The sequence below is a fragment of the Candidatus Vicinibacter proximus genome (assembly GCA_016713905.1).
Taxonomy (GTDB): Bacteria; Bacteroidota; Bacteroidia; order Chitinophagales; family Saprospiraceae; genus Vicinibacter; species Vicinibacter proximus.
The window spans coordinates 1,180,463-1,203,200 of sequence record JADJOE010000003.1; the positions used below are offsets into that span (position 1 = coordinate 1,180,463).

The following is a 22,738-nucleotide window of genomic DNA, read 5'->3' on the forward strand; positions in this document are numbered from 1 at the left end:
ATTGATGGATGCCCGTATTACCCATTCTCACCAGGACTGATAAAAGTGCTGTCTAAGTTCTGGTTAAAATAGGGAGATCTAGCTAATGGAGCAATCTACCATACTTTTGTAATCAGGCTTATCAGAAACAAATCGATGTCTAAACTCAGAAACTACCTTGCCTTCCAAAATAGTAAATACTCCAGGCATTTGAAAGCCATCTCCCAATTGAACCCCCCATCCATGGCCCTTAATAATCCCTGCATCCAAACCCCTGATCCAGGATCTAAATCCAAACAATTGATTAAAATTCCCTTTCACCAAACCAAACTGCTTATACAATAGGCACTCTGGGTCTGAAATATGATCTAAATGTGAAATTTTGTATTTCTGAAAATAACGCTGAGCAACCTCGTTGGTCGCCATATGTACTAAAACAATGTCAACCTTATTATGATCTACCTGAGCATCCAATTCAGCTATTTCTTCCATTGCCTCACGACAAAAAGTACATCCAAAATGCCTAAGAAACACCAACAGAACTTGCTTTCGACGACTTAATTCATCAATATTTACACCTGAAACGGTAAGAACCTTTTCTAAACTTACTTGGATTCCAAACATACCAATTAAACCAAGAAAACCAAGTGATGTTCAATTAGTTTTTAGGAAGTTTATCATAAACCTCCATCATGCTCCTTACTTCAATTGCGGATTGGTTCAAAAGTTCTTGCTCAGCTGGATCCAATCTAATTTCTAAAATTTGTTCTATGCCCTTAAATCCCAATTTTACAGGGACACCTACGAAAACATCATTTAATCCATACTGCCCATTCAAATGCACACAACAAGGAAAGATACGGTTTTCATCTTTTAATATAGACTCTACCATTTGAGCTGCTGCTGCTCCCGGGGCATACCATGCTGATGTTCCCATTAATTTCACCAGTTCGCCTCCACCATACTTAGTTCTCTCCACAATTTTATTAAGAATTTCACTATCTATCAATTCCGTAACTGGAATTCCAGCAACAGTTGTAAATCTTGGAAGTGGAACCATAGAATCACCATGCCCGCCCATCAATAATGCTTGAATATCCTTAGGGGAAACATTAAGCGCTTCAGCTAAAAAAGCCCTATAGCGTGCAGTATCTAAAACCCCTGCCATTCCTATTACCCTTTTGCCATCCAATCCGCTAACTTTATAAGCCGCATAAGTCATGACATCCAAAGGATTTGAAACCACTATAATGATTGGATTGTTTGAATATTTCATTACATTGGAAGTGACACTATTGACAATCCCTGCATTGGTACTTATTAAATCATCTCTGGTCATCCCTGGTTTTCTCGGCAAACCAGCTGTAATTACAACAATATCAGACCCTTCTGTATGTCCATAATCATCCGTACCTATTAATTTTGTAGAATAATAGTCTACAGGAGCCTGTTGCCAACTATCCAAAGCTTTTCCCTGAGCCATTTCAGCTTTAATGTCAACCAATACAATTTCTTTAATAAAATCGCGGTGAGCCAAAACATTTGCAACGGTTGCTCCAACATTTCCGGCGCCTATTACAGTAACTTTTTTCATTTTAAAACGTTGTTTGGGGTAATAAACTTGATTTCGACGCAAAACTAATGATTGAAGATGTCATTTTGTTTTAATTTTGAACCTTAATTAATTAACAAAAATCATTGAATGAAAAATTTTTACCTCCTCTCACTCCTGACCTTAATCTCAATGTCCTTTGCCAATTCGCAATCTGCTATAGGTCATTGTGGAACTTCGATTGAGGATCAGTATCAAATAAGGGATAGAATGTTCCAAAATCGTGAAAAAATGGAGCATTTAGTTCTTCCTAGGTCTGGGGTTATAAGGTATATTCCTGTAAATGTCCATTTAGTGGCTAAAGCAGACGGGACTGGAAGGAGTAAAGTCACCAGTGTTTTTGAGAGTTTATGTGCGGTAAATGAGATCTATTTGGATCAGGAAATTCAATTTTATGTAAAGACCATAAATTTTGTTAACAATACAAATTTATACGACAACCCATCTAGTGATTTGGGCGCTTCATGGGCGCGAAGTATAAGCAATAGCTACAGAAACGGGTTAAACTTTTTTGTTGCTAAAGTAGCTAGGGCAGATGAACTTGGTGTATTGGCGTTTTATTCTCCAAATGGAGATTATGTCGTAACCGGAGTTCATCAAAGTCAATTACTTGCCCGCGAGGCACATAAAATTGCTCATGAATTCGGTCACTTTTTTAGCCTAGCACATACATTTTTTGGATGGGAAGCTACTACTTACACATGCTCAACACCCACACCAAAAACCGTGTCTTATGCAGGTTCAACATTTGAGGTTGAATATGTGGACCGAAACAAAAGGGTGAATGGTACTTTGAATTGTAAGATTGCTGCTGATGGATTTTGTGACACGCCAGCGGACTATAACTTAGGGTATGGTTGGTCTGGTGGCTGTAATTATGTAGGTTGTGCGAAAGATCCAGACGAAGTCCTTTTGGATCCAATGGAAAGTAATATTATGGGTTACTTCCTAAATTGCCTGGATACTTTTACTACAGAACAAAAAGCTGCGATTAACAGAGATTATTTATCTTCAAACAGACTCTATCTAAGACCGGCTTTCACCCCACTTGGCCCTATTTCAGGAAATCCAGTTATCGTTGAGCCTCTTGCAAATTCAACTACCAGCGGATACAACTCTGTAAAATTAGATTGGGAGCCATTAGCTAATGCGACCCATTACTTTATTGAAATTGGAGAGACCGTCATAACAAATAAAAATAGAAATTTCCTGACTAGACGCACAGATACCACCCTTGTGGATCTTTTACCTGGGAAAAAGTATGCTTGGAGGGTTATTGGTTATAATGCCAATAATTTCTGTATAACTCCTTCAAATGCACTTTTTTTTACAACTGGCCAATTTCCGGTTGCCTCAAATGATCCTCATGCATCCCTTATAGCAATCAATGCTTATTCTACACAGCCAAGTCAATTGGTTTTAGAAATTAACATAGACCGGCATTCAGACGCACTTCTTGAAATCTTTAACCTTGAAGGCAAAAGGATTACATCTACAAACATGCAACTGCAAAACGGAAGCAACCAAACCACGCTTTATTTAGACCAAAAAGGTGTTTATCTATATAGGTTAAGCACATCAGATCGAGTTTTATCTGGCAAAACCTTAGTGCAATAAAGTTTAATTTTTCAACATGAAAAACGTATTCTTACTGTCGTCATTGGCATTAGGGTTTTTATTTAAGCTTTGTGGACAAACTGCCCCTGCAAATTTTTGCGGGACTAATGCAAGTGATCAGCAAAAATTAATTAATATCAGACAATCTAATAGTCTATTGTCATATCCCGAATCTGGCGTTATTTATATCCCTATTCAAGTCCATATACTAAGATCGGATGTTGGAAACGGTGGTTATAATTTAGTATCTCTTAAAGAATCATTATGTACTTTAAATAGTGATTTTGAAAAAACTGGCATGCAGTTCTATTTTGAAAATGAAGTAAATTATATAGATAATTCAAAATGGGATTCACACCCAAAATTTGAAGCTGGAATCGAAATGATGAAAGCTAATAATTTTAAGAATGTTATTAATTGTTATATTGTAACAGATCCAGCAGGAAATTGTGGGTATTTTGCTTATGAAGGGGACGCCGTAGCTTTAAGTAAAACATGTCTTGGAAAGAGTTCTCATACATGGGCTCATGAACTGGGGCATTATTTTTCATTGCCACACACCTTCTTCGGATGGGAAGGAACTCCTTATAATTACAACAAACCAACGATTGAATATCAGGGCCAAGTATGGAGAACCATTGAAAATGTCTCAAGAAATAATTGTCCCATGGAAGCCGATGGATTTTGTGATACTCCTCCTGATTACATTAGCAGTCGTTGGAGTTGTAATGAAAATTCACAAAGCACATCTGTGCAAAGAGATATTAATGATGAAGAATTCCAATCAGATGGCAGTCTTTTTATGTCTTATGCAAATGACGCTTGCATGAACAGGTTTGCATCAGATCAATCAAAAGCAATGCTTGATTACCTGATGTCTACCAGATCAAATTTACTTCGCCCGACTTCAAATTTTTTAAAGATTAATGAATTTAATCAAGATTCATTCTCTCCACTCGATTCCAGTTCAATATCTTCACGAGATGTGATATTTAGCTGGGACAAAGCAAATGGAGCCGATTCATACTTATTTCAACTTTCAAGAACAGCTGCATTTAGCCTCTTAGTTTATAATATCCGAACTGAAAATAATTTTGTTAAGTTAGATTCTATAGCTTCTGGCAAAAACTTTTTTTGGAGGGTGATTCCAATGAATAAATTTGATTTCTGTGCTCAAAATTCAAAATCATTTTATTTTAATACAAATGTTCTAAGTAGTTCTGATAAAATATTTGAATCTGAACAAATTAGAATTTATCCAAATCCGGTGAGACAAAATCAAACACTTTTTGTAGTTTCATCAAATCAATCATCACCACTCGAATTTAGTTTATTTAATTCAGTAGGAAAGAAAGTAAAAGTCATGTCAACCGGCATTCAAAATGAGGATATTACGACTATCAATTTACAGGAATTAAATGCCGGTATTTATTTCCTCCGTCTTAAAAACGGAACTTCGGAAATTATTAAAAAAATTATCATATCTAACAATTGATTAAATGAATATTCACGAATATCAAGGTAAGGAAGTATTAAAGAAATTTGGAATCAATGTGCAAAAAGGAATTGTTGCAACAACTGTTTCTGAAGCCGAACAAGCATTTGAACAAATTCAAAAAGATACTGGAACTCAAATTGCGGTAGTTAAAGCTCAAATTCATGCCGGTGGAAGAGGCAAAGGAGGAGGAATAAAACTTGCAAAATCAAAAGAAGATTTGAAGCAATATGCAAGTCAAATCTTGGGAATGTGGCTAAAAACACCACAAACTCCAGGGGGTATGGAAGGCCCAGGCAAACTAGTAAATAAAATTTTCATTGCAGAGGATTCTTATGCCCCGGATTTTAATGCATGTAAGGAATATTACTTTTCCATCCTTACCGATCGTGCATCACAAAAGAATGTAATTATCTATTCTAGTCAGGGAGGCATGAACATCGAACAAGTAGCGGAAGAGACTCCACATTTGGTGCATAAAGAGTACATGGATGCTGCATTGGGAATTCAAGAGTTTCAGTTGAGAAAGATTGCATTCACTTTAGGATTAAGTGGTAAGGCTTATAAAGAAATGTGTGATTTTGTTAAAAAACTTTACACAGCCTTTCTAAACTCAGATGCAACTTTAATTGAAATAAACCCTTGCCTGCTTACAGGGGACAACAGGATAGTAGCCGTGGATTGTAAATTTGCTTTAGATGATAGTGCCTTATACAGACATCCTGAACTTGAAAGCATGCGAGATGAAAATGAAGAAGACGCTACAGAAGTTGAGGCTCGTAATAATAATCTTAATTATGTAAAATTAGATGGAAATGTTGGTTGCATGGTAAATGGAGCCGGTTTAGCCATGGCAACAATGGACATAATTAAAATGGCAGGTGGAAGTCCTGCAAACTTCCTTGACGTTGGAGGAACTGCCGATGCGGCTAGAGTTGAACAAGCTTTCAGAATTATTCTTAAAGATCCTTCAGTAAAAGCCATATTAGTTAACATTTTTGGGGGTATTGTTAGATGTGATCGCGTAGCACAAGGTATCGTGGATGCATATAGAAATATGGGTAATATATCCGTACCAATCATTGTCAGACTTCAAGGCACTAATGCAGAGATAGCCAAAAAAATTATTGATGAGTCTGGATTGGAAGTTCATTCCGCCATACAACTTCAAGAAGCGGCAGATTTGGTAACAAAGCTCCTTAAACCATAGAGATAATTTGGAACAAACTATCACACTGAGTAGATTAAATGAATTTATTCAAAGGGTAATAGGACTGAATTTTGAAGAATCTTTTTGGGTAAGTTGTGAAGTTATACAGGCAAAAGAAATTCGCGGCCATTTTTATATTGAGCTTTCAGAAAAAGGAAATAATGAAGAAATAGTCGCTCAAGCTTCTGCGGTGATTTGGAAAAATCAAATATCGCTAATTAAGAAAAAATTTCCACACAATATATTTAGCATATTAAAAGCAGGAAATCAAGTTAGGCTAAAAGTCCTTGTTGATTTTCATCCCAGATACGGGCTTAAATTAGTAATTCATGACTTGGATTCATCTTTTACGCTAGGGCAAATTGCTCAAAACAGAATACAGATAATATCAAAATTAAAAGAGGCTAACCTTTGGCAACTTAACAAAAATTTAAAACTCCCCAAGGTTATCCAAAAAATTGCTTTAATCAGCAGTCCAACAGCCGCAGGATATATTGATTTCACTGATCATTTAAAATCGAATCCGGCTGGATATTCATTCAAGATTTCACTTTTCCAAGCAAGTATGCAAGGAGACAATACTGAATATGAAATATCCAATGCATTTAATAAAATTAATAATGAATCATTTGATATTGTAGCAATTATTAGGGGCGGCGGAGCTAAATTAGACTTATTAGATTTTGATAGTTTCCTCATTTCAAAATCCATCAGTAATTGTCCTTATCCGGTTTTAACTGGAATTGGCCATCAAATTGATGAATCTATTGCTGATCTAAATGCATTCAATGCTTGTAAAACACCCACAGCCGTTGCCGAATTTATTATCAATCATAATGCTATATTTGAAACCCAATTAATTGAAATTTTAAATGAAATAAAAATTTTGAGTAGACGCAAAATTTCTGTAGAAAATTTAAGACAAGAAAACATGAGAGCGAAAATCAATAATGCTTCTCAAAATAAAGTCTGGCAATCATCTTCAAAGCTTAATGAAATTTTTACAAAAATTATCAAAACGAGTAAAGAAAACATACATAGTGAATTGATTGGTTTGAAAAATATGGAGGCAATTTTGAAAATCAATGATCCTTCATCCATTCTATCCAGAGGTTACACAATAACTCTTCAAGGTAACCGATGGGTAAAAAAATTAAGTGACCTTGATACCAAATCAGAATATACCACTAAATTTAAGGATGGGCAAATAACCTCAAAAACCTAATGAGATGGCAAAACAAAAATTAAAGTACTCAGAAGCATATGAGGAATTAGAAAAAATCCTTCAAAAAATTCAATCTGAGGAGACACAGTTAGATGAAATTCTGATCAACATTAATCGGGCTAAGGAATTACTTCTCCATTGTCAAGAAACCTTAAGAAAAATAAGCGAAGAAATTGAAAATTAAAACAAAGTAATATTTTTCTTTAAAGTTACTTTTTAAAAATATTTTTAACTAAAGTTATTGGATTGGCGTCATTTTGTGCAGACCATGTAAGCAAAATACCTGGAATTAATATTACCGCACAAGGAATCCACGCAGCAGTAAGAGCGCTCAATGTTAATCCCTCAGAAAGTCTTTTACAGAAAGTATTGAGCAATATATAAACTATAAATACAAGGATACAAATTATTAAAGGATATCCATACCCTCCCTTTCTAACAATTGCACCTAATGGAGCCCCCACAAAAACAAACAAAAAACAAACTAAGGCAAAAGAATACTTGATATACAACTCATAAGCAAACTTAGATTTCTTTTTTTGCAAATTTTTCTCACTCTCTTCAAAGTTTCTCTTATTATTCAATTCGCGCTCCAAATTTAGTTTAGCTCTATGGTAAGATACCATACTTGACTCATTGCCTGAATCACGGTATTGCAAAAGCAGTGAGTCAATTTTATTGTTAGCCGAATATAATTTGTTATACTCTTCTTTAAAATTCTTTAATAATTTACTTTCAGGCGATTTTTGAATTCCTTTAGATTTATTTAAATCATTTATTCTGCCACCCTCTCCCTTAGCCTGCTCAATAAACCTTGAAAATATAGGATGATAAAGATTTGATCTCTGCTTCGACAAACTATCAAGCTCAATCCGCAACTGTTTAGAATTCTTCATCCTCTGGTTGCTTTTAAACAAATCTTCGTCAGATCTTTCCAACTCAAATTCCTCCAAAGGAAAAACTTTAGTCAATTCTTTGAATTTAGTTTTAACAAACGGATAAAGCGAATTGCTGACAGTGGCCCGATCAGGAACCTGATAAATTTCACCATTTTCCAATTGCATGACAAGAAACTTTCCACCCGGAGTGACATACATTTCTCCACTTTTCGCCAAAATAGTTGCTTTTGTGCTGGTATTACTATGGTCATCAATCAGAATATTCTGGATAGTTTTTCCATTACTTAATTTTTTCTCGATTCGTATTACATAACCATAAAAATCCTCGTTAAAAACACCTTCTTCTAAACTTAAAGTTGGCTTTTGTCTTTTTAAATCATGTAACCGACTCAAAAATTTTAAATTGGATTTAGGTATTACATAATCTGAAAAAAACCAGGACACCAAGCCAATTGATGCGCATAACAACATTATAGGCACCATAATTCTTACCAGTGAAACCCCAGCTGACTTAATGCTGGACAATTCATATCTCTCCCCCAGGTTTCCAAAAAGAAATACGCCTGCCAGCAAAACACCAATTGGCAAAGCCATTGGCACAAGAGATAACGACAAGTAACTTAAAAACTCAATTATCACAAAAATTCCTGCCCCCTTTCCAATGATATCATCTATGTATAGCCAAAGGGTTTGCATAACCAAAACAAACAATGCAATAAAAAATGAAACGGCAAAGGGGCCAATAAACCCTTTAACAAGCATTAAATCAAGCCGCTTTACCATTCTTATGGATTAAAATTAAGTGCCGCAAAATTAATAGACAATTCAATAACAATACGAATTGGCTTTTATGATGTGTTGGGCTACGATTCTGCGATACTCCTTTGCATTAATAGTTTCATATCTTGAAAAACGTTTCAACCCCATGAGCATAACCTTAAGTTCATCGCCCAGTGCAAAGGAAGTCAACGCATCCTGAGCATTTTTAATAATTCTTGATTGTGCATCGTTTATAAAGACTTTTAACATTGCAATAAATGGAGAAATCTCCTCTTGATTCTTATTCTCATTTAATTTTTGAACACGGAGCAACAATGACTCAGAATTGTATAAATCAATAACAATATCTGCTATATTCATCAGAACTTCCTGTTGTTCCTTTAAGTCATGTTTGCCATCCATTTGATATTTAACAGCGGCTCCTGCTACCATTAATAGAATTTTCTTAAAGTCTTGCAAAGTCCTAATTTCAATACCGAAAGCCACTTGTGGGAATTCAAATGATGGAATTCCCGTTAATTCCTTTTGGACTGCCCATGCGGGGCCTACTAAGTCCAACTCTCCTTTCAATGCCCGTTTTAGTATCATGTTGATACACAACATCCTATTTATCTCATTAGTCCCTTCATAAATCCTATTAATTCGGGCATCCCGGTATAATCTGGCAGGCAGGTATTCTTCAGAATAACCATATCCTCCATGAATTTGAAGTAATTCATCTACAACATAATCCAAGACTTCTGAGCCATTAATTTTAATAATCGCACATTCAACAGCATACTCTTCTGCAGCTTCAAGCATAGCCTTTCCAAAATCCATTCCATTGGCTAATTCTTCATTCTTCTTTTTCTCCATCAAGTCACTAACACGGTAGATAGTGGACTCAAGTGCAAATACCCTGATTGCAGATTCAGCAATTTTGTATTGAATGGCCCCATAATTCGAGATGGCTTTTTGAAACTGAAATCTTTCATTCGCATACTTTACACCAAGACTAATACACCTTTTGCATCCACCCATGGCCATTGCCCCTAACTTGTATCTTCCAATATTCAACACATTGAAAGCAATAAGGTGACCTTTACCAATCTCTCCAAGAACATTTTCTGCCGAAACTTTAACGTTCTCAAGAAAAACCTGCCTGGTCGACGATCCTTTAATACCTAATTTATGCTCTTCCTGACCTAAAGTCAATCCTTCAGTGCCTTTTTCTACAATAAAACCTGTGAATTTATCTCCATCTACTTGAGCAAAAACAATAAATATATCCGCAAATCCTGCGTTTGTGATCCACATTTTCTGCCCATTTAGAACATAAAACTCTCTTGAACTATCCAGAATTGCTTTGGTTTTAGCACTTAAGGCATCACTTCCCGAAGATGGCTCAGTTAGACAATAGGAAGCTTTAAGTTGCCCATTTGACAATCCTGGAAGGAACTTCATTTTTTGTTCTTCCGTGCCGAAATACAAAATTGGTAACATTCCAATTCCAGTATGGGCTGCAATTGTTGTATTAAATGATGCATCCCCCGCTCCTAACTCTTCAGAGATAATTGTGTTTGAATGTGTGTCAAGCTCTACCCCTCCATACATAGTCGGAATGTGTGCGCCAAGAAGCCCCAGATTAGCAGCGATCTCTAATAAAGATTGTTGATCCTCTAGAACTGCTCCCCTTTTCCAAATTTCGTATTCTACAAAATCTCTTACTGTATCGCGAATTAACCTCTGGTCTTCATTAATGTCTTCAGGTATAAAATTGGTTTTGTAATTCGTTTCCTTTACTAAAAATTCACCCCCCTTTAATACTTTGGTATTATTTTCTGATATCATACGATCCATAAATTAATTTCCATTAAGCATTAACGGGGTATTTTTGCCATTAAGTACAATGACCTTAGCATTTTGTGACAAACTAAGTTCTTTATATGCCTTTATTAATTCATATTCGAGTTGTTTATCGGTCAATCCTGTATTAATAATTCTTTGGTAATCAGCAATGCCTTGAGCTTCCACCCTTTTTCGTTCTGCTTCTTGTTTTTCTTTCATTAAAACAAACTGCATCTTCTGTGATTCTTGCTCTGCTCTTATCTTTTCTTCAATTGAAGCTTTTACACTATTTGGCAATCCAATGTTCCGAATCAGGAGCTGCTCAAGTATCAATCCTCTTGCTAAAAAGTCTTCTTCGACTGTTTTGAAAATTTTCATTTGAAACTCATCTCTTTTACTTGAGTAAAGTTCTATAGCTTCATATCCCACTGAAAAATCTCTAATTCGAGATCTGGCAAGTGGTCTAATAACCTTATCTTGGTAATCTTTACCAATTTCATTATAAATTTTTGGCGCCGAGGTTGGCAAAACTTTATAAAGCACGGTCACATCGATCACTATTTCAAGTCCATCCCTAGTCAGTGCTCTTATAGCATCATCCCCTTTAACATTACCTTCATCCGTTACCCCCGACATTGTGTAGTTTTGCGTACGCACGTCCATTTCATGAATTTCCAATAAAGGATTTACAATGTGAAGTCCTGGATATAATATATCATTCTGCACTTTACCAAACAATGACTTAACCCCTATTTGACCTGCATTAATCTGAATAAAACATGAACTAAAAACCCCGACCACGATCAAAACCAAGGCAGCAATTCGGAATATCTTCGATAATTTTCTAATCGATGGATGTTGATTATCCTGATTGAGAAAAAACTGAACTCCCAACCCCAAAAGGCCAATAATTATAAGTATCATAAAATTAAATTATGCATCTCCCTGTACTCTCGTTCTCAATTACTTAACTAACACAAATAGAATCAACTCGGTTCAAATAATTTAATTCAAACAGGTTGCATATATGTATTACTTTATAATTGACACGTTTCCCTTTTTAGTATATTCCAAATTTTCGAAACACTGGAACTTTAATAAATAACCAAAAACATCAGGCCCCAATCTTTCTCCCTTAAATGTGCCATCCCAGCCAGGATTTTGCTCAGAAGTTTCGAACAACTTTTGCCCCCAGCGATTATATATCACCATATTCATTTTGGTTATAAATTGTGACCTGGGAAGGAAAAAATCATTTTTTGAGTCTCCATTTGGACTAAATGCATTTGGTATAAATACAGCATCTGCACAGGATTTGACCATTATGGTCACGGAAGCGGTAGCAGTACATCCAGCTTCATCTGTTACCGTTACTACATACGTTGTAGTTTTAAAAGGCATTGCAATTGGATTAAAAATTTCACTATTATTTAAAGACCCATCATCAGGACTCCATTTGTATTTGTAACCGGCCATATCTACTGTGGTCAATTGGGATTTATAACCTGGCACAATCATTATAGGATCTGCATTCGCAAAAACTTTATTTGATGGATCATTGACGTTTATGGTATGTGTTAATATCCAATTACATCCTGAAGAATCAATAATTTTTACAGTATAGCTTGTATTAACTTTGGGATTTACGGTAATCTTTGATTCGGATGAACTACCAATTATTCCTTCTTTTGGAGTCCAATCATAGGAATATTTAGAAAGTCCTTCACCAACAACAGTAATCATTGCAGAATCACCCAAACATATAACCGAAGGCCCGCGTAATTCTGCCTTAAGCAATACGACTTCAACATGAATGGTATCCAAGATTTTACAGCCATATTCATCTTCAGCTTTAATCTGGTAAAATTGAGTTATTTTCGGTTCAACAGTAATGCTATTTCCACTCCCAATCTCCTTTCCAGCCTGATCACACCATATTATCTTGACTAAAGGATTCTTTGACCTAGCATTTAAAATAATCCTTGCAGGTTCACACAACAAAGTATCCTTGCTTACTTCCAAATCTATTCTCTCTGGTACAAAAACTGTTAATGTATCTTTCTTTGAACAACCTGGAAATTTCGGATCTGTAATTTCGACATAGTATGTTGTAGTTCTGGTAAGTTTTGCTTTTGGATTTGACGATTTCGGATCATCCAATCCATCAACTGGGATCCAATTGTATATAAATTCATTATTTCCTCCAGGATTTAATTCAACCACATCACCATAACAAGCCAATACTGTGTCCTTTAAATTAACATTAATTTCAACGAATGTAAACTCTTTTGTAAGACTTCTTGTGCAAACACTATCCACTGTCAATGTGATTTTATAATTCCCAGACTTACTATATGTGTACATTGCTATGGGTGTATTCGCCTTCCCTATTCCATCACCGAAGTCCCAATTCACGATTCTATTCCCAGAAGTGGTCACAGTAACTTTTAACGAACCGCACTCGGATTCAATTTTGAAATCCGCATCAGGTGGTGCAACTGCCTGAACCAATATTGAATCAGACAACATACAATTAAATTGATTAGTTGCTTTAAATTTTAAAACATAAATTCCAGGTTTGGAAACATAAATAATCGGCATTAATGGATTTGCAGAATTAATAATTATAGGATTTGGTTCCCAATTAATTGTAACAATATCAGAAGCATTAACCTGCTCAATTTTAAAACTTGTAGTGTCTTCTGCACAAAGCACCAACTGTTTTGGATACTTTAATTCTAGACTACGATCTAATAATTGAACAGCTAAAATCACTTGACATTGATCTTTTGATCCAGCCCTAACAAATACGATCTTGTTTCCAACAATTTTTGTTTTAAAATTGGAGCCCGTAAATTCAATCGGATTAAAATTTCTATTAAAAGACCACTCAAAATAAGAGGTAGAATCAGAACTTGCTGTCAAGGAAATATCGCCATCACAAGTTGTGGAGTCTCCCTGTATTTTCAAATTCACAAGATCCCTCACATTAATCAATATCTCCTTTTCAACAATACAATTGCCATCAGTTATGGTAACACGATACTTTGTAGTTGTTTGCGGCTTGGCTAAAGGATTGGAAGGAATGGTTAAATCAAGTCCTGTGGTTGGGCTCCAGGTATAAATAAATCTTGGATTAGGATTTTTCACCAATCTAACTGAATCTCCCTTGCAAATATCTTTTTCATTTCCAATAAGCTCAATGTCAATGCTGCTAATCTCTAAAGTTTTGGATAACATTGAAGTACATCCATTCACATCTGTTATTGTCAATTCAATTGTAATGCGCCCATCGTTAGAAAGCTTAAAGACAGGATCTTTCAAATTAGAAGTTAAATTATTTCCGTTTCCAGATAGGCTCCAATAATAATTGGAAATTGTATAATTTGAACGAGAAGAGTCCTTTACGATTAACGTCAAATCTGCTGAACAATCAACTGTGACGTTAAAATCAGGAATTAATCCCGGTTCTATAATTACAATTGTTTGTCTGGCAGTATCGGTACATTCGCCATTGCGAACAACAAGAACAACTTCATACGTACCTGATTTTGCATATTTAAAACTTGGATCTTGATCACTTGACTTTAAATTCCTATTGTTGTTAAAATCAAAAAACCATTCATAAAAGTTAGCATCTTTGCTGGCACTGGTAAATTTCTGATTCAAACCATCACAAATTGAACTATTCCTTATAAAGGAGGCGATAGGAGAAATACCACAGGGCACAATATTTAATTCAAAATCGCGAGTTGCATAAGATAATAATTTGCCATCCCTATATTCAAGCACACACACTCCAACAAGAAATTGGCCAAGAGTATTGGGATTCGCAGTTAGTAGTCCTGTCTTAGAGTCAATTTTTAATGGAACACCTCCGGATCCACCATTCATTAAATCATCCAATGAATATGGAGATTTAAAAACAACACTATCAAAGGGAGGAGAATCAGGTCTGCCGGCTGGTGTAAGTCGAGTTTTGCCAAGATTTGGTTTACACAACATGTATACTAATGAATCTCCATCCAAGTCGGTGGCACTATGGTCAAATACAAAAGGCTTATTAACACAAACATAAATTGGTGGAAAATTTCCAAACTGAGGATTTGAATTACAACTTAACAAATCAATGGCACTAAACTTTATTGCATAAGTAGTTCCTGTTTCAAGTGGCTCAACTACATTTGTAAGAGATGTATTGCGGCAACATCTCTGATAAGCTAGGATATATCCCCTCTCATCAAAAGGCAAGTAAATCTTTTTAGTATAAATAGCTTCGTGCACGCAAACTTCCTGGTTCTTCCCAACACAAAAATTATCCACTTTCTCTCTCAATGTATCATTTTTAACATAATCCATTTCAAACACCCCATCAATCCCTACCCTAAATGCTTTTTGTCCATTGCCATAAAACGCCCCTATAACAGCTGGATTATCAAAAAAAACGGTATCGGCTCCGTTCAAACAATCACGCCTTACCACCAACCTTATTTCATAATAGCCATTTCCAAGGCATTTATAACTTAGCTGTCCACCTACCAAATGTGTTGAAAAGGAGAATTGTTGAATTGCAAAAAAGATAAATAACGTTATGGCTATCCTAATGAATTTTTTACCAGTTATATTAATTTGATCCTTGTTCATAATTTTCAATTGTATTAACCAGTTCACTACTCTTTAATTTCAACTATTTCAACTCTTCGTTCCCGAGAAGCATTGATGTGATATATAGAATTAGGATCTTTTGAATTATCACTTATCCCCTTCGGAGCCGTATCCTCCCCAAATGACTTTTGACTGATAATAAGTTTTCCTGATTTAATATACTTTTTTAATGAACCTTGATTATACCTATTAAATTCATTTTTTACACTTTGAACTCTTCTTTGTCCAAGGTGCAAGTTATAATGGTTATTTGCCAATGGACTTGCATAGCCCTTTAAGAAAATCTCATACTTCTTTCCTTCTTTAAGGTCTGACTCTAAAACGGAAAGAAACTTTTCAAACTTTTCTTTACCTGCCTTCACTTCCAAATCAAAAAAATTATCCATGACACTCTTTTGAACTTCTCTTTCTTGAACAGGAAATGTATTTGAAAATTTTAAACCAAAAACTGACTTGCGAGTATAATAATTCTCATAAGTCTGCTGATAAGATAATGTCGTAGTTTTTGACATTGTGGCTGGATTGGGATGATCATTATCAAAATATAAGGAAACAGGTAATAAACTATATAAAAGTTTATCTAAATATATTTTTTGCAATACCGTTCCAATCTGGTTGCAATCCACATGAAACTCTTTCATTGAGGTGCCATACCCTAATTTTGTTGCAACAATCCTGTACTTATGACATCTGTCTAATTCAAATTGAGATAAATTTGTTTGTAAGTTTGTCATGACTATAGGGCTATTATCAGGATGCTCAAGGTCAAACAAACTTACTGTTGTTCCATTCAAATCTAAACCGGTTTGTTTGTCATATGTAAGGACGTCTAAAGTGATTTTGGATTGTTTAAGATATAACTTTTTGGTAATCTCTTTAAACTCACCTGGCTTACCACTCAAGAATATGACTGATTCCATAGAATATCCGGGTCTCGATGCCTCAATGCGATATTCTCTTTCGCACTCAATTGGAAATTCAAACAAATTGGTTAGATCATTTGTAATAATTACTGCCTCTTTCGAAACATCCTTGTTGTCAAATAACTTAACCGTTGCGCCATTCAATTCCATCAAGGTTCCTGCATCATAAACCAATGTCTTTAGTTTTATTTCACATGGTTGAATATTAGCCATAAAAATATCTAAACAACAAGCTTCATTGATATCATCAATATATTGGGCTCCGGTCCTGTTACTAGCCAAATAACCAACAGTTCCTGAGGTTAACCTTACAAAGTACAGGTCATCAAAACTTGAATTTAAGGGAATTCCACAATTCTTGATTGTACCCCATCCATCGGCCTGATCCTTAACTTGATAAATATCAAATCCACCAAGCCCCAGGTGGCCTTTAGAACTATAAAACAATGTACTTGTAGGTATATGATAAAATGGAGTTACATCATCTTGAATCGTATTAAGTCCGGCCAAATTCATGGGTTCTGAAAAATTACCATTTCCATCAATCATTGAGTACCAAATATCCAACCCTCCTTTTCCACCAGGTCTGTCAGATACAAAGTATAAGACTTCCTTATTATTAAGTTTATTATACCCAACATTAGGTTGTGTCTGTGTACTAGTAGGTATATTTATATAATCAGGAAGTTTTATTGGTTCCGACCAAAATTGACTTGAATCTATATTTGCTTGATATAAATCACATCTTTTGTCGTGGTCATTAAGATCTTCACAAACTGTAAAATAAACTTTGTCCGCTGTCCGATTAACTGCTGTATTTGCTATGTTTTTCCCAGGAAACAGCGTGTTAAGGTATTTTAATTGAACTGGTACCCCCTCACTTTTTGAACTAAGCAAACCACTCAGATAGCGCTTTGGCATAATAGTATTCACTCTATTTTCAAAACGACTTGAGGAAAAAACAAATTCCTGTTTTAATTGCATTGGTGCAAAATCTGAAAAACTGGTATTTACTCTTTCTCCCATAGATACCACTGTTGTACTTTTCACAGGATTATTAATCATTTCTATAGCCCATTCACAAGCCTTGATCTCCTTATCTGCATAAGCAGAATAATAGGAATCCTCTCCAGCATGCTCTGAACTATATGCAGTGTAAGCAGCCTTAGCTGAATTATAATCTCCTTGTATTTGCTTAAGCATCCCTAACCAAAAACCACTCAACGGATACTGCGAGCCATCGGGATGATTTAAAACAGCTTCATAATATCCGACTGACATTTTATATGCTCCATGAAGACGAGAAGCTTCAGCCGCCTTATATAAAAAATCAATATTGTCACTTTCGAATTGCAATAATTCCTGATACTTTGCTAATGCATCATAAAAATTTTTACTAGAAAAGGATTTTTCAGCTGCCTCAATGACAGATTTTTTACTGGGACTCTGAGCACTCACTAAAAAAGTACTCAGAAAAATGATGTATATAGATAAAAATAATTTTCTCATTTTAAAAATCAAAAAGTTTAGAAAATTGGACAAGCTTTCAGTTGACTCAGAGGTCTTGATTTTACATAAGTATAAATCAAAGAAAACTCAGGCCCGCCCCTTCCACGTGTTGCTAAATCAAATGGAGAAGTATTCACATCATAGCTAATTCCACCATACCAATTATTATATTGGAAGGCAAGCTTTGGGATAATAGCATCTTCACTTCTGGCAGACAATCCTAAAAGCAAAGCAAACTCCCTTCCTCGTTTCAAAGACAAATAAAACTTTCCATACCCTCCAAAAACAGTCTCTTGATAATTTTGCTGTTTTTGAAATTGAGCATGAAACAATACATCCAATCGTTCAAGTAATTTGACAGACGGAGTTAAACTTAAATTAAATCGAATAGGTAAATTTACACTTTCCGTTTGACTAAAGAATTGTTGCTCAGGTTGGTTAAGATGAAATAACCCAAGACCTGCATCAATTTTAGTCCTTGTATTTTTTTGCCACCTGTAATTTATCCCGGCTGATAAATCTAAAAATCCATTAGACGTCCTATCAAAATTTTCCTGTGGAGATAAGTTTGGATCAAAGTTTGTCCCATTCCACTGTTCATCCCAGGTTAATTGATCTTGTTGAAACCTTCTTTGAGCACCACCAATTAATCCTCCAATGGAGAATATGTTGTTTTTGTTAATAGGGTATGCATAAGATGCACTTATTCCAATATAGCCTAAACTTAGCTTTGAATCCCCTGCCCTGTCATAATTAACCAGGAACCCTGCAGACCATAGCCCTTTAGTAGTCCATTTTTTGGGATAAAGTCTAATATCATAACTCCCGGTAAATGTCAAATAATTCACTAGGTTGTCCACAAACCATTGACTCCGATAATTTCCTGCTGCTCTCCAATCCCCATTAAAAACTCCAGTTAATGCGGGATTAGTATTTAGGGGTGATGTATAAAATTGTGAGTGGTGAATATCCTGTGCCAGCATAATATTAATCTGGAAACTAAATATCAACACTAAAACTACCAGAATTTTGAGTTTTTTCACAGGCTTGGTTCTTAAATTAACTAATACATTTCCATAGATCTAATACATAAATCTATAAATATCAGTCAATCAACAGTAACTGGCAGGAAATTTTTCAATATATTCGGCATTGGTACCTGCCAAGCAAGCTGGTTGATTTCATGAAATTGGTTCACAAATATAATCAACCAAATGTTTAATTCAAAATTTATATAAGATTTAATCTTATGCTTTTCAACCAACTATCCATATAAATTTCTGTATGAACCAATTTACCCCAATGCATTAATGGCATTGCATTTAAGAATCAATCACCCAAATAAAAAAAATTTGTTTTTATACTACCTGATTAGTGTAACATTTCCCTTTTTAAAATAAGTTTGACCATCAACACATACTACTTTAAAATAGTATCCATATACATCAGGAGGCAGTTCCCCACCTTTATAAGTTCCGTCCCACCACAAATTCTTGTCTTTGGTTTCAAAGATTTTTTCACCCCAACGATCATATACATATAATTCAACTTGATCAAGGAAGTTACTCCTGATTCTAAATTCATCATTATTATTATCCCCATTTGGTGAAAAAATATTTGAAATAAACACATCCGTCTCATCACAATTTGGTCGAATCACAATTACCCTTACCTCAGCTTCTCCAGGACAACCATCATCATTTATTGCAGTGACCTTGTAAAGAGTGGATACTTCAGGTGTAGCTATAGGGTCAGTGCATTCTATACAACTCAACCCTTGCGGGTTCACCCAACGATACCCTGAAAAATCGCCATTGACATGCAGTACAGTGGATTGCCCAAGATATATGGTATCGTCATCTGCATAAGCATCTAAGGGCGGATCGAATTTACTGATGTTGACTTGAAAACTATCCTGATATCTGCAACCATACTCATTTTCAAAATCAACATAAAAAATTGTAGTATCGGAAGGCTTAACTAAAATACGATCACTTTGCTCTCCAGAAACGATGAATCTTGAAGGGCTCCAACTGTATTTATATGTGTGGTTACTCTTTGGAATAAATTCAACAAAGCCATCTGCACCAGGACACAAATTTTTCTTACCAATAATTTCATACAAAGTTTTTACAGGTATTACTTTAAAGGAATCAACATCCGTACAACCGTAAAGATCGGTTGCGTATGCACGAATATACTGAGAGTCTGAAAAACTTCTTACAAGCTTGTAACCGTCGCCAATAAATTGACCTACCTCATTTAGCCATTCAACCTTTGCAGAAATACCTCCATCTGTATAGGCCTGTAGTAGTATGGTATCACTATAGCACAATACAGTATCATGGTTCACCCGCAAATTAATAAGCGGTGGCACAAAAACCGTAACATTCCTTTCTATATAACAATCGGCCACATTGGGATCTGTAACTCTTACCGTATATGTTTTTGTAGAATTTACCTTGGCTAATGGATTCGGACTATTTGGATTATTCAGATTATCTGAAGGTGTCCAATGGTAATTATAATTTAGGTCAGGGTCAGGGTTTATGTGAACTGAATCCCCATTGCAACTTAAAATTGTATCGTTGAGATTTACTTTGATGAAACCAACATTTATAAATTTTGTAATTTCATTGTTACATTCTCCCTTAACTCTGAGTGTAACAATGTAACTACCTGTGTCTTTATAATTATGTACAGGATTAATATCTGAACTGGTACTATTATCCCCAAACTCCCATGTATACTGTCCCTGATCACTTTCATTAATAAAACTCACCAAAGTATTATCACAATTTTTATCTACTTTAAAGTTCACTCTTGGCTTACACCTGATGTCTACATCGATTGTATCCATCGCCCTGCATCTAAATTGATTTTCTACATTTATCACAAATCTTTGATCTTCGCATGCGGGAACGTACCCTTTAATTTTATTAGTTCCTTGACCGGAAACCACATATGTATTTGGTGTCCACACATAAATTAATTGATGTTCAGGCCTGGAATTATTAAGTGTCAATTCGAAAGTATCTTGCTCACAAAATTTATAGGATTGATTAGGTACATCGGTTATTATCTTTTCATTTCGAACTGATATACTATCAGAGCCTGGGCAATTGGCACCAGACTTGGCTCTAACATAGAAAGTAGATCTCCCAGTTACAACGGTAGAAAAATCAAAGTCACCATTCTTTAAGATATTCGAAAAATCATTTTTGTCTGACCATTCGACAGTCGATTCAACCCCTCCATTAGCTTTCAAATTAATTAAATCCTGACAAATAATTGTGTCTCCTTGAATATCGATATCGAGCAGTTTTGCCACTTTAACTGTGATCGTATCTGATTCCTCACATTGGCCATCCGTGACTGTTACAAAATAAGTTATTGTGCTATCAGGCTTGGCTATTGGATTTGGGCAGTCATCACAACTTAGCCCAAGTGGCGGTGACCAAGTATACTTAAATCGCGAATCCGGATTGGAAATTAATGCAGTGGATTCACCGATGCAAATTGGTACAACATCACCAATAAACTCTGGCTTTAACCGGTTTAAATAAAAATCTTTGGATAAAGAATCTACGCAACCACCGGCTGATTCTATTCGGAGTCTGATGTGAGCCTGACCCGTATCTACAAATGTGAATTTGGGATCCATTTGTGAAGAATTATAAGTTTTAGAACCAATCTCAACTTCCCACGAATAATTTTTAATATTTAATAAAGAATCAAACGATCTATCCTTAATAAGAATATTAATAGAATCATCACATGAGCCAAAACTCAAATCAAATCTTGCATCAAACTGAGTAGAATCATAGACTAAAATATCCTGATAACTGGTATCAATACAATCTTTCGCACGTTTTGCAATTAATGCAACACGATATTTACCAGGCCCTAAATAAGTAAAACTTGTAATGGAGTCTTTGGAAGTGTATAAAGGTGAAGGGTAATCAAAAAACCAGGTATAATCCTTAGCATTTACGCTCTTACTGGTAAAATTAACTTTTCTGTCTTCCGTGCACAAAACTTTGTTATCTGCATCAAAATTAGATACAGGGTTAGTGGTACATATTCGTACATTGTATTGAAAATCTCTTCTTAGTTGAGAAAGAAGACGACCATTCCGGTATTCGCTTATACAAACACCAACCAAATACTGACCAATGAGATTTGGTTGTCCTTTTAGCAAACCAGTATTTCTATCAATTGTAAGTTCAGGAAATCCACCAAGAAGATTAAAAAGTCCATACGGGGCTTTGTAAGTCACCGGAGTATATGGTGGTTTTTTGGGGGTAGATGGTTTTGAATTTGCAGTATCCGCTCCTGAATAAGGTATACATAATGAATAAACCAGAGAATCCCCTTCAATGTCTTTGGCTGAATGGTTAAATAAAATTGGTCGGTCTCCACAAATATATACCGCTGGCCATTCACCAAATGTTGGACTCACATTGCAGTATCTTAATGCATCTTCTGTGATAATAACAGTATAAGTTGCTCCAACTAATTCAGGATCGACTATATTGGTAATTGTCTTGTTTCTGCAACATCTCTGGTATACTAATTGATACCCCCCATTTCTGTAAGGGAGGGTTACATTGCCAATGTAAGTAGTCGTGTGCACACATACATCTCCTCCAACAACTTCACATTCAGTTTTCAAAATCTCATTCAAGGTATCGTCTTTCCTGAAAGGCATTTGGATTACACCAAATTTACCCAAATCCCGCAGTATAACTCCGTTACCATCAAAAATTCCAATATTTGCAGGATCATCAAATTCCGCCTCTGGACTTCCATTAAAGCAATCTCGTCTTAAAGTCAATCTTACTTCATACCTATTCCCTCCTAAACACCTGTAAGTCATCTCTCCGCCAACAATATGACTTGCATTGCCATGTTCTGAAAGGCATAAGAAAAACAGAACGGATATAAATTGCAACCAATACTTATGTTTCATCTTCATATAATAAGATTTCTTTCAA

At 35.4% G+C, this 22,738-nt stretch carries 14 protein-coding genes; 5 read left to right on the forward strand and 9 right to left on the reverse strand.

The genetic code is table 11. The annotated features are described in order from the left end of the window. Nucleotides 1-78: 78 nt before the first annotated feature. Together IPJ83_13250 and mdh are read right to left on the reverse strand one after the other, a co-directional pair. On the reverse strand, nt 79-603 hold the full coding sequence (locus IPJ83_13250; protein MBK7881515.1) for a redoxin domain-containing protein: 525 nt from the start codon (nt 601-603) through the stop codon (nt 79-81). A gap of 34 nt (nt 604-637) precedes the next feature. Then, the gene (mdh, locus tag IPJ83_13255; protein ID MBK7881516.1) at nt 638-1,573 is read right to left on the reverse strand and encodes a malate dehydrogenase; all 936 of its coding nucleotides are present in this window, start codon (nt 1,571-1,573) and stop codon (nt 638-640) included. A gap of 108 nt (nt 1,574-1,681) precedes the next feature. Between mdh and IPJ83_13260 the strand changes: the two genes are divergently transcribed. The 5 genes from IPJ83_13260 to xseB are packed head-to-tail and all read left to right on the forward strand — an operon-like array spanning nt 1,682 to nt 7,322. Next, on the forward strand, nt 1,682-3,208 hold the full coding sequence (locus IPJ83_13260) for a T9SS type A sorting domain-containing protein (GenBank protein MBK7881517.1): 1,527 nt from the start codon (nt 1,682-1,684) through the stop codon (nt 3,206-3,208). 16 nt (nt 3,209-3,224) lie between these two features. Beyond that, entirely contained in the window at nt 3,225-4,703 is a 1,479-nt protein-coding gene (locus IPJ83_13265) for a T9SS type A sorting domain-containing protein (GenBank protein ID MBK7881518.1), read from the forward strand. A gap of 4 nt (nt 4,704-4,707) precedes the next feature. Then, nucleotides 4,708-5,913, forward strand: coding sequence for an ADP-forming succinate--CoA ligase subunit beta (sucC, locus tag IPJ83_13270; GenBank protein ID MBK7881519.1), 1,206 nt, complete (start codon nt 4,708-4,710; stop codon nt 5,911-5,913). A gap of 7 nt (nt 5,914-5,920) precedes the next feature. Beyond that, a complete protein-coding gene (gene xseA / locus IPJ83_13275; GenBank protein ID MBK7881520.1) occupies nt 5,921-7,138 on the forward strand; it encodes an exodeoxyribonuclease VII large subunit in 1,218 nt (405 codons plus the stop codon). A 4-nt stretch (nt 7,139-7,142) separates the two neighbouring features. Continuing rightward, nucleotides 7,143-7,322 carry an exodeoxyribonuclease VII small subunit gene (gene xseB, locus IPJ83_13280; GenBank protein MBK7881521.1) on the forward strand — a complete coding sequence of 60 codons (180 nt, stop codon included), beginning with the start codon at nt 7,143-7,145 and terminating at the stop codon, nt 7,320-7,322. A gap of 25 nt (nt 7,323-7,347) precedes the next feature. Here the strand turns inward: xseB and IPJ83_13285 are convergent, their stop codons facing one another. The 7 genes from IPJ83_13285 to IPJ83_13315 form a co-directional block, all read right to left on the reverse strand. Continuing rightward, nucleotides 7,348-8,820 carry an LptF/LptG family permease gene (locus tag IPJ83_13285; protein MBK7881522.1) on the reverse strand — a complete coding sequence of 491 codons (1,473 nt, stop codon included), beginning with the start codon at nt 8,818-8,820 and terminating at the stop codon, nt 7,348-7,350. Between the two features lie 42 nt (nt 8,821-8,862). After that, complete coding sequence (locus tag IPJ83_13290) at nt 8,863-10,656, reverse strand: acyl-CoA dehydrogenase family protein (protein ID MBK7881523.1); 1,794 nt, start codon at nt 10,654-10,656, stop codon at nt 8,863-8,865. 3 nt (nt 10,657-10,659) lie between these two features. Then, complete coding sequence (locus IPJ83_13295) at nt 10,660-11,568, reverse strand: prohibitin family protein (GenBank protein MBK7881524.1); 909 nt, start codon at nt 11,566-11,568, stop codon at nt 10,660-10,662. A gap of 108 nt (nt 11,569-11,676) precedes the next feature. After that, nucleotides 11,677-15,288, reverse strand: coding sequence for a gliding motility-associated C-terminal domain-containing protein (locus IPJ83_13300; protein MBK7881525.1), 3,612 nt, complete (start codon nt 15,286-15,288; stop codon nt 11,677-11,679). Between the two features lie 26 nt (nt 15,289-15,314). After that, a complete protein-coding gene (locus IPJ83_13305) occupies nt 15,315-17,741 on the reverse strand; it encodes a hypothetical protein (protein ID MBK7881526.1) in 2,427 nt (808 codons plus the stop codon). A gap of 17 nt (nt 17,742-17,758) precedes the next feature. Beyond that, nucleotides 17,759-18,784: a PorP/SprF family type IX secretion system membrane protein gene (locus tag IPJ83_13310; protein ID MBK7881527.1), complete on the reverse strand. Its 1,026-nt coding sequence runs from the start codon at nt 18,782-18,784 to the stop codon at nt 17,759-17,761. Between the two features lie 320 nt (nt 18,785-19,104). Further along, the gene (locus IPJ83_13315) at nt 19,105-22,719 is read right to left on the reverse strand and encodes a gliding motility-associated C-terminal domain-containing protein (protein ID MBK7881528.1); all 3,615 of its coding nucleotides are present in this window, start codon (nt 22,717-22,719) and stop codon (nt 19,105-19,107) included. Nucleotides 22,720-22,738 lie beyond the last annotated feature (19 nt).